General features: G+C 70.8%; 12 protein-coding genes and 1 pseudogene. 6 read left to right on the forward strand and 7 right to left on the reverse strand.

Going from position 1 to position 12,691, the window contains the following annotated elements:
- Positions 1 to 8: 8 nt before the first annotated feature.
- The 3 genes from otsB to A6A29_RS05260 form a co-directional block, all read right to left on the reverse strand.
- The gene (otsB, locus tag A6A29_RS05250) at positions 9 to 860 is read right to left on the reverse strand and encodes a trehalose-phosphatase (protein WP_073718679.1); all 852 of its coding nucleotides are present in this window, start codon (positions 858 to 860) and stop codon (positions 9 to 11) included.
- A gap of 251 nt (positions 861 to 1,111) precedes the next feature.
- Positions 1,112 to 1,363, reverse strand: coding sequence for a DUF3263 domain-containing protein (locus A6A29_RS05255; protein ID WP_073718680.1), 252 nt, complete (start codon positions 1,361 to 1,363; stop codon positions 1,112 to 1,114).
- A gap of 43 nt (positions 1,364 to 1,406) precedes the next feature.
- Positions 1,407 to 2,684 carry an ABC transporter substrate-binding protein gene (locus tag A6A29_RS05260; protein WP_073718681.1) on the reverse strand — a complete coding sequence of 426 codons (1,278 nt, stop codon included), beginning with the start codon at positions 2,682 to 2,684 and terminating at the stop codon, positions 1,407 to 1,409.
- A gap of 325 nt (positions 2,685 to 3,009) precedes the next feature.
- Between A6A29_RS05260 and A6A29_RS05265 the strand changes: the two genes are divergently transcribed.
- The 5 genes from A6A29_RS05265 to A6A29_RS44660 all read left to right on the forward strand — a co-directional run bounded on the left by A6A29_RS05265 (position 3,010) and on the right by A6A29_RS44660 (position 7,712).
- Positions 3,010 to 3,903 carry an ROK family protein gene (locus A6A29_RS05265; protein WP_241838353.1) on the forward strand — a complete coding sequence of 298 codons (894 nt, stop codon included), beginning with the start codon at positions 3,010 to 3,012 and terminating at the stop codon, positions 3,901 to 3,903.
- Complete coding sequence (nagA, locus tag A6A29_RS05270; RefSeq protein WP_073718683.1) at positions 3,903 to 5,048, forward strand: N-acetylglucosamine-6-phosphate deacetylase; 1,146 nt, start codon at positions 3,903 to 3,905, stop codon at positions 5,046 to 5,048. Before A6A29_RS05265 ends, nagA begins: the two co-directional genes overlap by 1 nt.
- A 188-nt stretch (positions 5,049 to 5,236) precedes the next feature.
- Entirely contained in the window at positions 5,237 to 6,280 is a 1,044-nt protein-coding gene (locus A6A29_RS05275; RefSeq protein ID WP_073718684.1) for a 1-phosphofructokinase family hexose kinase, read from the forward strand.
- Positions 6,281 to 6,357: 77 nt separating this feature from the next.
- Positions 6,358 to 7,206 carry a class II fructose-bisphosphate aldolase gene (locus tag A6A29_RS05280; RefSeq protein ID WP_073718685.1) on the forward strand — a complete coding sequence of 283 codons (849 nt, stop codon included), beginning with the start codon at positions 6,358 to 6,360 and terminating at the stop codon, positions 7,204 to 7,206.
- A gap of 80 nt (positions 7,207 to 7,286) precedes the next feature.
- Positions 7,287 to 7,712, forward strand: a complete 426-nt coding sequence (locus A6A29_RS44660) for a hypothetical protein (RefSeq protein ID WP_143196948.1) — start codon at positions 7,287 to 7,289, stop codon at positions 7,710 to 7,712.
- A gap of 80 nt (positions 7,713 to 7,792) precedes the next feature.
- Here A6A29_RS44660 and A6A29_RS05285 read toward each other — a convergent pair.
- The 3 genes and pseudogenes from A6A29_RS05285 to cdgB all read right to left on the reverse strand — a co-directional run.
- Positions 7,793 to 8,297: pseudogene (locus A6A29_RS05285) on the reverse strand (carbohydrate-binding protein); the annotation flags it as partial.
- A gap of 188 nt (positions 8,298 to 8,485) precedes the next feature.
- On the reverse strand, positions 8,486 to 9,457 hold the full coding sequence (locus A6A29_RS05290; RefSeq protein ID WP_073718686.1) for a CBM35 domain-containing protein: 972 nt from the start codon (positions 9,455 to 9,457) through the stop codon (positions 8,486 to 8,488).
- Between the two features lie 144 nt (positions 9,458 to 9,601).
- Positions 9,602 to 11,257: a diguanylate cyclase CdgB gene (gene cdgB, locus A6A29_RS05295; RefSeq protein WP_073718687.1), complete on the reverse strand. Its 1,656-nt coding sequence runs from the start codon at positions 11,255 to 11,257 to the stop codon at positions 9,602 to 9,604.
- 381 nt (positions 11,258 to 11,638) lie between these two features.
- Between cdgB and A6A29_RS05300 the strand changes: the two genes are divergently transcribed.
- Positions 11,639 to 12,145, forward strand: coding sequence for a flavin reductase family protein (locus A6A29_RS05300; RefSeq protein WP_073718688.1), 507 nt, complete (start codon positions 11,639 to 11,641; stop codon positions 12,143 to 12,145).
- A gap of 57 nt (positions 12,146 to 12,202) precedes the next feature.
- On the opposite strand, the gene arfB is transcribed toward A6A29_RS05300, so the two are convergent.
- Positions 12,203 to 12,637: an alternative ribosome rescue aminoacyl-tRNA hydrolase ArfB gene (gene arfB, locus A6A29_RS05305; protein WP_073718689.1), complete on the reverse strand. Its 435-nt coding sequence runs from the start codon at positions 12,635 to 12,637 to the stop codon at positions 12,203 to 12,205.
- Between the last annotated feature and the right edge of the window lie 54 nt (positions 12,638 to 12,691).

A 12,691-nucleotide genomic window follows, 5' to 3' on the forward strand; every position in this document is an offset into this window, starting at 1 on the left:
CCCGCCGCCTACAGCCGTTCGGCCAACGCCGCCAGGAACGCGACCACGGCGGCCGGGCCCGGCACCGACAGGTCGGCCCGCTCGGCCAGTTCGGGAACCTCGGCACTGCCGCTGCACACCAGCAGACCGGGGATGCCGTCCGGCCCCTCGGTGCGCAGCTGCTCCACGGTGGCGAACGCCGCGAGGTCGCCGAGGTCGTCACCCGCGTACAGGACGGACTCGGCGTCCATTTCCCGTACGTACTCCGCCAGCGCGACGCCCTTGTCCATGCCGGGCGGGCGCAACTCCAGTACCAGACGCCCCGGTTCCACGATCAGGCCGTGCCGGGCCGCGAGCTCTCCGAGGGGCCCGCGCAGCGACTCGAAGGCGGCCTGCGGGTCCTCGGCACGGCGGGTGTGGACGGCGAGGGCCTGCCCCTTCTCCTCCACCCAGGTTCCGTGCCAGGCACCGAACTCGTGGAGTACGCCGGGTAGTTCGGCCCGGACCGCGGCGACGCCGGGGTGCGGGGCGGGGGCGTGGACGGTGCCGGTGACGGCGTCCCAGCGCTCGGCGCCGTAGTGGCCGAGGACGACGAGATGATCGAGGCCCGGCACTCCGGCGAAGCCGCCGTGGCGGACCGCGACACCGGCCGGGCGCCCGGTGATCACGGCGACCGAGGCGACCTTCGGAGCGAGTGCGGCGAGCGCGGGAACGGCGTCGGGGTGGGCGCGGGCCTGCTCGGGGTCCGGGACGATGTCGGCGAGCGTGCCGTCGAAGTCGAGAGCGACGACCGCGCGGTCGGGCCGGGCGAGGAGTGCGGCAAGGCCCTCACGACCGGCGGGGGTGCTCGGGGTCGGCAGGAGTTCGGGGTGTCTGCCCATGCTTCGACCCTATAGCGCCCGAAGCCCCCGGGGGCGGGAAAAGCCCCTCCGCCGTGTACGCCCGGCCTGTATGCCCGGCCTGTACGCCGACCCAGCGCCGGCCCCGCGTCGGCCCCCCGCCCGCGTCCGGCGGCACGGGGAAGGGGCAAGGTGCGGGGTGCCGGGTACGGGGAGCAAGAGGCCGGGGAGCAGGGGCCGGGGTGCGGGGGCCGGGTGCGGGGACGTGCCCGTCCGGCGGTGCGGGCCGGGTCTCAGCGGCGGTCCCGCCTCGCGTCCCGTATCCGGCGCAGCCGATTCACCGTGATGGGGTCCTCCGCCAGCGCCCGACGGTCCTCGATCAGCGCGTTCAGCAGCTGGTAGTAGCGCACCGGCGAGATCCCCAGCTCCTCGCGGATCGCCCGCTCCTTCGCCCCGGGGCCCGCCCAGGAGCGCCGCTCCAGGGCCAGCAGCGCGCGGTCCCGGTCGGACAGCGCGTTGTCGGGTCCGTTCTCGGGGGCGGTCATATCGACCAACCTAGCTCCCGCCCCGGACACCGCCACCGGGCCGCTACTCGGCGCTCTCCGCCCGGCCCGCCGCGCCGGCGATCGCGGAGAGGACGCTCCGGGGGTTGCCGTCCGGAGCGACCGCGTCGCCGATGTTCTTCTTGAGGCCCTCGCTGACACCGGCCCAGGACGTCTTGGCGTACGGGTAGAACTGCGAGTTCGGCAGCGCCGCCAGGAAGCCCCGCAGCGGCTTGTGCTCGGCGTCGCCCTCCATCACGGCGGACGCGCTGCCGGTCACCGGCAGCATGTCGTACTCGTCGGCGAAGGCCAGCACGTTCGCGTCCGCGTACGCGTAGTCGAAGAACGTACCGATCTCCCTGCGGTGATCGTTCTGCTTGAAGCCCATCATCCAGTCGGCGACGCCCATCGTGCCCTGCGTCGGACCGTCGATGCCGGGCAGTGGCACCATGCCGACGTCGATGCCCTTCGCCTCGGCCTTCCGCATCAGCGTGGGGTGCCCGTTGAGCATGCCGACCTCGCCCTTGGTGAACGCGGCGAACGCCTTCGCCCGGTCGAGCTTGCCGGGCTCGACGGGGCCGGTGAGCCCCTTGCCGACCAGGTTGTCCTTCAGCCACTGGAGCGTGGCGACGTTCTTGTCGGAGTCGATGTCGTACGAGCCGACGTCGTCCGTGTAGCCGCCACCTCCGCTGAGCAGCCACATCATGGTCTCGGCCTGGGATTCCTCCTGGCCGAGCGGCAGCGCGAACGGGTAGCCGACACCACGCTGCTTGAGCGCGGAGGCGTGGTGCTGGATGTCGGCCCAGGTCTGCGGGGCGTCGAGACCGGCCTGCCGGAAGAGCTTCTTGTTGTAGAAGAGCAGCCGGGTGCTCGCGACGAACGGCAGCCCGTACTGCCGGCCCTGGATCTTGCCCGCGTCGCTCAGCACCGGGAGGAAGTTGGCCTGGGTGCGGATGGCGAGCATCTGGTCGGCGGTGTAGATCTTGCCGGCCTTGGCGTAGTCGGCGTACGCCCCGATCTGGGCGATGTCAGGGGCCTTCCCGGCCTTCACCATCTCGGCGACCTCGCGGTCGACGTCCGTCCACGGGTAGACGCGGACATCGACCTCGATGCCGGGGTGGGCCTTCTCGAAGCCCTCGGCGACACGGTTCCAGTACTTCTCGGAGTTGTTGGCCGCACTGGTGCCGTAGTCGGCGGCGACCAGCTTGAGGGTGACATCCTGTGAGCCGCTGTCACCACCGCAGGCCGACAACGCCGCTGTCATACCGAGTGCGGCCACTACCGCGGTCCAACCCATAAAGCGCCGCTGCACAGCCCCGCCCATCCTCGTCGGTCGCATCGCTCTTGCACGCATCGCTCACGGACCGACGGAGTTCCGCCGCCTTCGCGCCCCGCGGTGGCCGCGCTCCGGCACTCGCGCGGACGTCGTCCGGAAGAACTGCGATTTTCCCCCATCCGCGTCCCAGAGGTCTACACCACCGGCGTATCACTTCGGCAACGTACGCAAAGGGGCAACCCGGGCCGCCGGGTCCGATCATTTTGTATGGATGCGCAACAAACAGCCCTAGTGGACTAGACCTTTTAGGGGTCGGCGGGCGAAACTGTCTCCCGTGAGACATGTCATCGCCCTCGATGTGGGCGGCACAGGAATGAAGGCCGCGCTGGTCGGGACCGACGGCACGCTCCTCCACAAGGCGCGACGGGCCACCGGGCGCGAGCGCGGTCCCGAGGCCGTCGTCGAAACCATCCTCACGTTCGCCGCGGATCTGCGCGCGTACGGCGAGGAGCACTTCGGCGAGAGCGCCGTCGCCGCCGGGGTCGCCGTGCCCGGCATCATCGACGTCGAGAACGGGATCCTGGTCTACGCCTCGAACCTGGGCTGGAGCGACGTACCGCTGCGCGACCTGCTCGGCAAGCGGCTCGGCGGTGTACCCGTCGCGCTCGGCCACGACGTCAGGACCGGCGGTCTCGCCGAGGGGCGGATCGGGGCCGGGCAGGGCGCGGACCGCTTCCTGTTCGTACCGCTGGGCACCGGGATAGCCGGGGCCATCGGGATCGAGGGCTCCATCGAGGCGGGCGCCCACGGTTACGCGGGCGAGATCGGCCACCTCGTGGTCCGGCCGGACGGCCCGGAGTGCGGCTGCGGCCAGCGCGGCTGCATGGAGACCCTGGCGTCCGCGTCCGCGGTGACCCGGGCCTGGGCCGCCGCCTCATCGAACCCCGAGGCGGACGCGGCGGACTGCGCGAAGGCCGTCGAGGCGGGCGACCCCGCGGCGATCCGGGTCTGGACGGACGCGGTCGACGCGCTCGCCGCCGGACTGGTCACCGCGCTGACCCTGCTGGACCCCCGCATGCTCATCATCGGTGGCGGTCTGGCCGAGGCCGGGGAAACCTTGTTCACACCACTGCGTGCGGCCGTCGAGGAACGCGTCACGTTCCAGAAACTGCCCCGCATCGTCCCGGCGGCCCTCGGGGACACCGCCGGATGCCTGGGCGCAGGGCTGCTCGCCTGGGATCTACTCTCCACGGAGGTATCCGCCTGATGGCCGGACGCGCAGACAGCACCGTTCTCGCAGGGGCCCGGGTGGTACTTCCCACCGGGACCGTCGAGAACGGCCGGGTGATCGTCGAAGGCACCCGGATCTCCGGCAGCTCGCCGGAGGGCGCCCGGACCGTCGACCTCACGGACCACTGGGTGGTCCCGGGCTTCGTCGACATGCACAACCACGGCGGCGGCGGTGCCTCGTTCACCTCCGGCACCGTGGACGAGGTCCTCACGGGCATCCGCACGCACCGCGAGCACGGCACCACCACCCTGGTCGCCTCCACCGTCACCGGCGAGATGGACTTCCTCGCCCAACGGGCCGGAATCCTCTCCGAACTGGTCGAGCAGGGCGACCTGGCCGGGATCCACTTCGAGGGCCCGTTCATCTCCCCGTGCCGCAAGGGCGCGCACAGCGAGAAGCTGCTGCGCGAGCCGGACCCGGCCGAGGTCCGCAAGCTGATGGACGCGGCGCGCGGCACGGCGAAGATGTTCACCCTCGCCACCGAGCTGCCCGGCGGCATCGACTCGGTGCGCCTGCTCGCCGAGCACGGGGTCATCGCCGCGATCGGTCACACCGACGCGACGTACGAGCAGACCGTCGAGGCCATCGACGCGGGCGCCACCGTCGCCACACACCTCTACAACGCGATGCCGCCCCTCGGTCACCGCACCCCCGGTCCGATCGCCGCCCTCCTGGAGGACGAGCGGATCACCGTCGAGCTGATCAACGACGGTACGCATCTGCACCCGGCCGCCCTGCAGCTGGCCTACCACCACGCGGGCGCCGACCGCGTCGCGCTGATCACCGACGCGATGGACGCGGCCGGCTTCGGCGACGGCCAGTACCAACTGGGCCCGCTCGCGGTCGAGGTCAAGGACGGCGTCGCCCGGCTGGTGGAGGGCAACTCGATCGCGGGCTCCACCCTCACCCTGGACACCGCGTTCCGGCGGGCCGTGACCGTCGACCGGATTCCGGTGGACGACGTCGTACGGTCCATCTCCGCCAACCCGGCGCGGCTGCTCGGCGTGGACGACAGGGTCGGCTCGCTGGACCCGGGCAAGGACGCGGACCTGGTGGTCCTGGACGCGGACTTCGCGCTGAAGGGCGTCATGCGCAAGGGCGAATGGATCATCGAGCCGTAGAACGGCACCTGTCGCCCGCCGCCGACGGCGGGCCGAGCACGTAACGAAGAGACGGCGGTTGGCCCCGGGGACTGGGCCGACCGCCGTCTCTTTGGCATGATCGTCAGGGCTTCCGCCGCATCGCGGGTAAGCGCGTTCTATCAAGGCAGCAAAGGGCCGAGGCACCAAAGGATGGGGGGTCGGCGCAGATGATCCTGACCGTCACACTGAACACCGCACTCGATGTGACGTACGCCGTTCCGGCACTCGTCCCGCACAGCAGCCACCGGGTGGGCGAGATATCCGAACGCCCCGGCGGCAAGGGGCTGAACGTGGCCCGGGTGCTCTCCGCGCTCGGCCACGAGACGGTGGTCACCGGGTTCGTGGGCGGCCCCACCGGGGCCGTGCTGCGCGAGCTCCTGGCCGGGCCTTCCGCCGAAGCCGGAGCCGGGCCTTCCGCCGTAACCGCAACCGGTCCTTCCATCGGAGCCGGGCCTTACGCCGAAGCCGGAGCCGCAACCGAGGCCGGAACCGCAGCCATGGCCCCGCCCCCGCGCGACGCCCTGGTCACCGTCGCCGGGAACACCCGTCGCACACTCGCCGTCGTCGACCGCTCGACCGGCGACACCACCCAGTTCAACGAGCCGGGACCGCAGGTGAGCGCCGGTGAGTGGGCCGCCTTCCTCCGGACGTACGAGGACCTGCTCACCGGAGCCGACGCGGTCGCCCTCTGCGGCAGCCTGCCACCCGGTGTCCATGTCGGCGCGTACGCGGAACTGATCCGCCTCGCCCGCACCGCCGAGGTCCCCGTGCTGCTGGACACCAGCGGCGAACCGCTGCGCCGCGGCATCGCGGCCCGCCCCGACCTCGTCAAACCGAACGCCGACGAGCTGGCCCAGCTCACCGGCGCCCGCGAACCGCTGCGCGCCGCCCGGGACGCCCGTCGCCGCGGCGCCCACAGCGTGATCGCCTCACTCGGGGCGGACGGCATGCTCGCCGTCACCCCGGACGGCGTCTGGCGGGCCTCCCCGCCGGCCGCCGTACAGGGCAACCCGACCGGCGCGGGCGATTCGGCGGTGGCCGGACTGCTGTCCGGCCTCGCCGAGGGCCTGAGCTGGCCGGACCGGCTGACCAGGGCGGTGGCACTGTCGACGGCGACCGTGCTGGCCCCGGCGGCCGGGGAGTTCGACGGCCCGGCCTACGCCGGGCTGTTGCCGCGCGTCGGCGTCGAACGCCTCGCGCCCGCGGCCTGAGCCGCGGGCCCGGACGACGCCGCGGACGCGACGCGGGAGTCCAGCACCACTCAGCACAACAGCAAGCAGGGGGCATCATGCCGCTCGTCAGCACCGGTGAACTCGTCTCGGCCGCACAGGCCGAGGGCCGCGGGATCGCCGCCTTCAACGTCATCACGCTGGAGCACGCCGAGGCCATCGCGATGGGGGCGGAGCGCGCCGGAGCGCCCGCGATCCTCCAGATCTCCGAGAACGCCGTCAAGTTCCACGGCGGGCTGCTCTCCGCCGTCGCCGCCGCGACCGCCGCCGTCGCCCGCGCCTCGACCGCACCGCTCGCCCTCCACCTCGATCACGTCGAGTCCGTCGAGCTGCTGCACCGGGCGCACGGGGAGGGCTTCGGTTCGGTGATGTTCGACGCCTCCAAGCTCCCGTACGACGAGAACGTGAAGACCACCGCGGAGGCCGTCCGCTGGGGCCACGAGCGCGGTCTGTGGATCGAGGCGGAGCTGGGCAAGGTCGGCGGCAAGGAGGGTGAGGCGCCGCTGGACGCCCACGCCCCCGGCGTCCGCACCGACCCGGCCGAGGCCGCCGCGTATGTCTCCGGCACCGGGGTGGACGCCCTGGCCGTCGCGGTCGGCTCCTCGCACGCGATGACCGAGCGCACCGCCGCCCTGGACCACACCCTGATCACCCGGCTGCGCGACGCGGTCCCGGTCCCCCTGGTGCTGCACGGCTCCAGCGGCGTCCCCGACGCGGAGATCCGGCAGGCGGTGACCTCGGGCATGGTCAAGATCAACGTGGGCACGGCCCTGAACACCGCGTTCACCGGCGCGGTACGGGCGCACCTGGCCGAACATCCGACGGGCGTGGACCCGCGCAAATACCTCGTCCCGGCACGCGAGGCGATGGCCGGAACGGTGGCGGGTTTCATGTCGATCATCAACTGAAAACATGGGTGCGGGGCAACCACGCCGCATATAACATTTAGAGCATACGTTCGATTCGATCGAGAAGGCAGTTGACCTCGGTGAAGAAGAAGATCGCAGCAGTGGGCACAACGGCAGCTGCCCTGCTACTGGTGGGTACGGTTTCCAGCCCGGCCGGCGCGGCTGCTTCAGCAGTCGCGCGCGGCTGCAAAACAGGCGGCGCAATCGGCGGTGCGACCATCACGGACTGGAACGGCCCTCAATCCGAGATAAAAATCAGACTCCAGGTCAGCGACACCCGGGCTGATGGACATCACGTGAGAGTCCGATTCATCTCGAAGACCAGCGCCGGGGCAACGAAGTACTGGACCTGGCGGAAAAATTACGACGGTAATGGCAGCGTCTCCATTTGGAACACCACGGCCGAAGACAGTGCGGGGATTGCCGCCGTGGGAGCGCAGGCCGGCGTATTCGAGGGTGACGACCAAATCGACCTCTGCACTGCCTGGACTCCCCTCGCGGGTTGAGAGGCCGCGAAATCACACATCGGTCCGCCGCCACCGCAGCTCGATGCGGTGGCGGCGGACCATTTTCTGTGTGCTCCGCGTCAGCCCTTGTGCCCCGAAGCCGGCGAGAGCTGGTCCAGGTTGGCATCACGCTGATCGCCCGTCTCGCAGGACAGACAGCTTCAGAGTGTCGGACCCCTTGTGGAACTGGACGTAGGCGTACGCGTTCGTCCAGCCCTTCTCCGGATCGCCCTCCGCAGCGTTCGCGAAGTTCTTCATCTGGTGAGGGAGCGCGGTGCCTCGGTACTGACGGTAAGAGTCATCCTGGCGTCCTTGAGGGACCCCGTACGTCACCGAACAGGGTGTACGGGCCGGACGTCGGCACATCGACCGTCCAGGTCGCCGACCGGCCGACCTCATTGAGGTTGATGTGGTTCCGTTCGCACCCTTGGCACCCTTGACCGTGCTGTCCGGAGAAGCCGAGCAGCCCGGCGTCAGAGTTGCCGCGTCCTGCTTCGGCAGTTCAGCGGGCGCCTCCGGCTCCTTGGACTTCTCGGCCTTCGGGGACTCCTCGACCTCACCGGCGGGCCCCTGCCTCGCCCCGGCCCGCGAGGCGATGGCCAAGACGGTGACGGGCTTCCTGCGCCTGACGGGCTGACGCCCCCGGACCGCTGCCGCAGGCGGAAGACGGGCTGGGCGCACACGCAACGGCGCCGCCCTCGGCGCCTGTGTCACAGCGGGGACGACCCGCTGTGACACAGGCGCCGAGGGCGGCGCCGCCGAACGCTCAGGGTTCAGCCCTTGGGCGGGGTGACCTCGACCCAGTCGAGGATCACGTTGCACTGGTTGCCGTCCTCGCACGAGATCTTGATCTCGTTCTCGCCCTTCTGGAGGCTGACCGGCGCCCAGGTGGTCTGCCAGTTCTTCTCCCAGTCCGGGTCGGAGGACTTGACGAAGTTCTTCAGCCCGATCGGCTGGGAGTTCGCCTTGCCGTTGACCGTGAGGGTCGCGAAGGCGTCCACCGCCGGAATCGCGTAGCGCACGGTCAGGGCGTACTCACCGGAATCCGGCATGTTCGCCTTCCAGGTCGCCGAGGCGCCGACCTGGTTGAAGCCCGTGATGTACGTGCCCCCGGCGCCCTGTGCGCCCTTGACCGTCTTCTCGGTCACGGCCGAACCGCCGAGCGTCAGCGTCGCCGCGTCCTGCTTCGGCAGTTCGGCCGACTCCTCCGGATCCTTGGAATTCTCGGTCTTCGGAGATTCCTTGACCTCACCGGCGGGACCGGCCGACGATCCGGCCTCGCTCTTCTTCTTGTCACCGTTGTCGCCCGTCGTCAGGGCGACGCCGATACCGATGAGCACGACCGCGACCACGGCGACCGCCACGATCAGCAGGGCCTTGGTGTTGGGGCCGCCGCGGCCCGGACCGCCGTCCCTGCCGCCCTGGCGCGGGACCTGGGAGGTGGGCGCGCCACCGGGGTAGGTCTCGGGGGCCGCGTACTGCGCGTTCGGCTGGCCGTACTGCGGCGGGGCCTGCTGGCCGTACGCCTGCTGCTGATGCGGAACCTGCTGCCCGTACTGGCGCTCGCCGACGGTCCGCACCTGGTTGTACGAGGTTCTGGGCACGCCGGGCTGCGCGGCCGGGCCGGGGTAGCCGTAGCCGCCCTGACCGGGCGGCTGGGCTCCCGCCGCTTGTCCGTCCGCGTACAGGTAGCCGAACGGATCGTCGTCCTCGGGCTTGCTCGCGCCGTTGTTTCCGGCCGTCATCCCTGGGTCACTCCTCACCATGTCGCCAGCCGTCGCCGACCGGCCGAGCCTACCTCGAACGGAGCACTCGCCGAATTTGCCGTCACCCCACCCGTGCGGTCCCGCGGACCGGTACGGGGCACGGGAGGGACCGTGCCGTGAACGTCAGCCTGCCCTGCGGTGAACCTTCGACCGGGACCGCTTTTCCACGTACATCCGCTGGTCGGCGGAGCGCAGGACCTCTTCCGCCGTCATGCCGCACTCGGCCCATCCGATGCCGAAGCTCGCCCCGACCCGGACCGCCCTGCCATCCACCCGAATGGGCGGAATGATGGCATTTCGTAGACGTACGGCCAGGTCAGCGGCGTCCGCGGCACCCAGCCCGTCCGCGAGCACGACGAATTCGTCACCCCCGAGCCGCGCGACGGTGTCCCCGTCACGCACACAGGTGGTGAGCCGCCGGGCGACCTCGATCAGTACGGCGTCCCCTGTGTGATGCCCGAAACGGTCATTGATGGACTTGAAGCCGTCCAGGTCACAGAAGAGGACAGCGAGCCCCTTCACCCCGTCGTCCTTGTCCGCGTCCGGTGCCGCCGTGTGCACATGGTGGTCGTACGGGCCGCCGCCCGGCACCGGGTCCGTCTCGTAGCCGTCGGGCTGGAAGCCGTGCGTACGGGAGGTCTCGACATCGCCGTACGCCGCGTCCAGCGCCTCGATCGCCGTGGTGGCGGTGGAGTGCGGGCGCTCGCAGATCCGGGCGCTGAGCCGGGACTTGAGCTCGGCGCTGTTGGGCAGCCCGGTCAGGGCGTCGTGCGAGGCGCGGTGCGCGAGGTTCAGCTCGTGGCGCTTGCGCTCCTCTATGTCCTCGACATGGGTGAGCAGGAAGCGCGGGCCGTCCGCGGTGTCGGCCACGACGGAGTTACGCAGCGAGACCCAGAGGTACGTGCCGTCCCGGCGCCCCAGCCGCAGCTCGGCCCGGCCACCCTCGGCCGACGTACGCAGCAGGGTGCCGATGTCCTCGGGGTGGACCAGGTCGGCGAAGGAGTAGCGGCGCAGTACGGAGGCGGGGCGGCCCAGCAGCCGGCACAGGGCGTCGTTGGTGCGCAGCAGCCGGCCGTGCTGGTCCCCGCCCATCTCGGCGATGGCCATCCCGCTGGGGGCGTATTCGAACGCCTGGCGGAAGGACTCCTCGCTGGCCCGCAGCGCCTGCTGTTCCCGTTCGAGCCTGACCAGTGCGCGCTGCATATTTGCTCTGAGGCGAGCGTTACTGATCGCAATCGCCGCCTGTGATGCGTACATCTGGAGGGCTTCGCGCCCCCACGCGCCGGGGCGGCGACCGTTGCGGGGGCGGTCGACGGAGAGAACGCCCAGAAGATCCTGCCCACCGCCGGACGCGTACATCGGGGCGTAGAGCCGGTCCAGGGGATGCCACTCGTCCTCGAACCGGGGTTCGGGCCCCTCGGTGTGCCACTGCGGTACGTCGTCGTCGAGGAGGACCCAGCCCTCGGTGTGCGGTATGAACCGGAGCTCGTCCCAGGCTTCGCCCATGGTCAGCCTGCGCTCCCACGAGGAACGGGAGCCGACACGTCCGGTGATCAGGGCTTCGGCCGCGGAATTGCCCGCGAAGGCGGCGATGACGAGGTCACCATCGGGCCGGACGAGGTTCACACAGCCCAGTTCGTAGCCGAGACCGGCGACGATGCCGTCGGCCACTGTCTGCAGCGTGTCCGCCAGACTCCGCGCCGTATTGAGATCAGCGACGGCCTGGTGCAGCTGCCGCATGGTCGCAAGACGAACGTACGGTTCCGACTCGGCCTCCATTGCTCGCACTCCCCGAGACCTCGACAGCAACTCCAGGTTTCATATCGACGTACTTCTTGCAGTGTCACGCTCACTGAATCACAGTGAGCTGTGCACCCGGTACACAGGGTCAACAAATACTGCGCTCTGTGACTCAAGTCACAACAGGCGGTGAAGGGTTGCCAGTGACTCTTCGAAGTCGCCCATCGTTTTCCTGAACGCAAATCCTTACGTTGCAGCGGCCCCCGCCACGCCGTGGAGCCCCCCGTGGTTCCGGAGTCCTAGGACCTGGCTGGTCCCCTGGCCCGATGCGGTCGCCCGGCGCTCGCGGCTAGCGTGCCCCGTGTGTTGCAGACAAAGCCCCCCGCCCCGAGCCCCGAGCCCGTCCCCCATGCTGAGGGGGTGAGCAACGACGAGTTCCGTGCCGCCCTCGCGCGGCTGGCCGCAGGAGTGGTGCTGGTCACCGCGCAGGAGCCACCGCTCGACGAGCACGGCCGGGGCGAGGACGTCGGAATGACGGCGACCGCCTTCATGTCCGTGTCCCTGGACCCGCCCCTGGTGCTGGTGAGCCTGCGCAACGACTCCCGGATGGACGACCTGCTGTCGGAGCAGCCGCTGTGGGCGGTCTCCGTACTGGCGGGGAGCCAGCGGCACATCGCGGGCCGGTTCGCCATGAAGGGCCGGATCAGCGACCGGCTGCTCTTCGAGGACATCCCCTACATCAGGGGAGAGGTGACGAACGCGCCGCTGGTCGGCGGAGCGCTCGCGACACTGGAATGCCGTACGGAACAGCGCGTCCCGGCCGGTGACCACACGCTGGTGATCGGGCGGGTACTGACGGCGGCCCTGCCGAGCGTGGACGGCGACCCGCTGGCGTACTTCAAGGGGCGCTACCGCCAGCTGGACTGACGCCCACCGGGACCGGCGCGCAGGGCAGCGCGTCGGAGGCCCCGCCACCGGGCCCCGCTACCAGTCGCGGCCCGACCGGCCGCGCTTCGTGTCGCCGCGCTGCTTCTTCTCCCGCAGCCTGCGCTCGTTGATCCCGCGCGGGATCCGGCTCTTGCGGCGCGCCTTGGGCGGTGGCGCCGTGGCCTCGGCCAGCAGCGAGGCGAGCCGGACGGCGGCCGTCTCGCGGTTGCGCCACTGGGAACGGTGCTCGGAGGCCCGTACCGCCACCACGCCGTTGACCAGCCGGCCCGCCAGCCGCTCCAGCGCCCGCGCCTTCCACACCTCGGGGAGCGACTCGGTCGCCGCCACGTCGAAGCGCAGCTCCACCTGGGAGTCGCTGGTGTTGACGTGCTGTCCCCCAGGTCCGGAGGACCGCGAGAAACGCCACATGAGCTCGGCCTCCGGCAGGGAGACCGAACCGCGGATGACATAGGGCCCGGACATGACACCCATGTTCCCTGCCCCACGGGCCGTCCGTCACCTTCTTTTGCCACACCCGTCCGGCAC

This window comes from Streptomyces sp. TSRI0281 (assembly GCF_001905125.1).
Classification (GTDB): Bacteria; Actinomycetota; Actinomycetes; order Streptomycetales; family Streptomycetaceae; genus Streptomyces.

Coding starts and splice junctions, on each gene's coding strand:
- A6A29_RS05280 (WP_073718685.1), top strand. CDS start 6,358: ATGCCGCTCGTCAGCACCGGTGAACTCGTCTCGGCCGCACAGGCCGAG.
- A6A29_RS05275 (WP_073718684.1), top strand. CDS start 5,237: ATGATCCTGACCGTCACACTGAACACCGCACTCGATGTGACGTACGCC.
- A6A29_RS05260 (WP_073718681.1), bottom strand. CDS start 2,684: ATGGGCGGGGCTGTGCAGCGGCGCTTTATGGGTTGGACCGCGGTAGTG.
- A6A29_RS05255 (WP_073718680.1), bottom strand. CDS start 1,363: ATGACCGCCCCCGAGAACGGACCCGACAACGCGCTGTCCGACCGGGAC.
- A6A29_RS05290 (WP_073718686.1), bottom strand. CDS start 9,457: ATGACGGCCGGAAACAACGGCGCGAGCAAGCCCGAGGACGACGATCCG.
- otsB (WP_073718679.1), bottom strand. CDS start 860: ATGGGCAGACACCCCGAACTCCTGCCGACCCCGAGCACCCCCGCCGGT.
- nagA (WP_073718683.1), top strand. CDS start 3,903: ATGGCCGGACGCGCAGACAGCACCGTTCTCGCAGGGGCCCGGGTGGTA.
- arfB (WP_073718689.1), bottom strand. CDS start 12,637: ATGGGTGTCATGTCCGGGCCCTATGTCATCCGCGGTTCGGTCTCCCTG.
- cdgB (WP_073718687.1), bottom strand. CDS start 11,257: ATGGAGGCCGAGTCGGAACCGTACGTTCGTCTTGCGACCATGCGGCAG.
- A6A29_RS05265 (WP_241838353.1), top strand. CDS start 3,010: ATGAAGGCCGCGCTGGTCGGGACCGACGGCACGCTCCTCCACAAGGCG.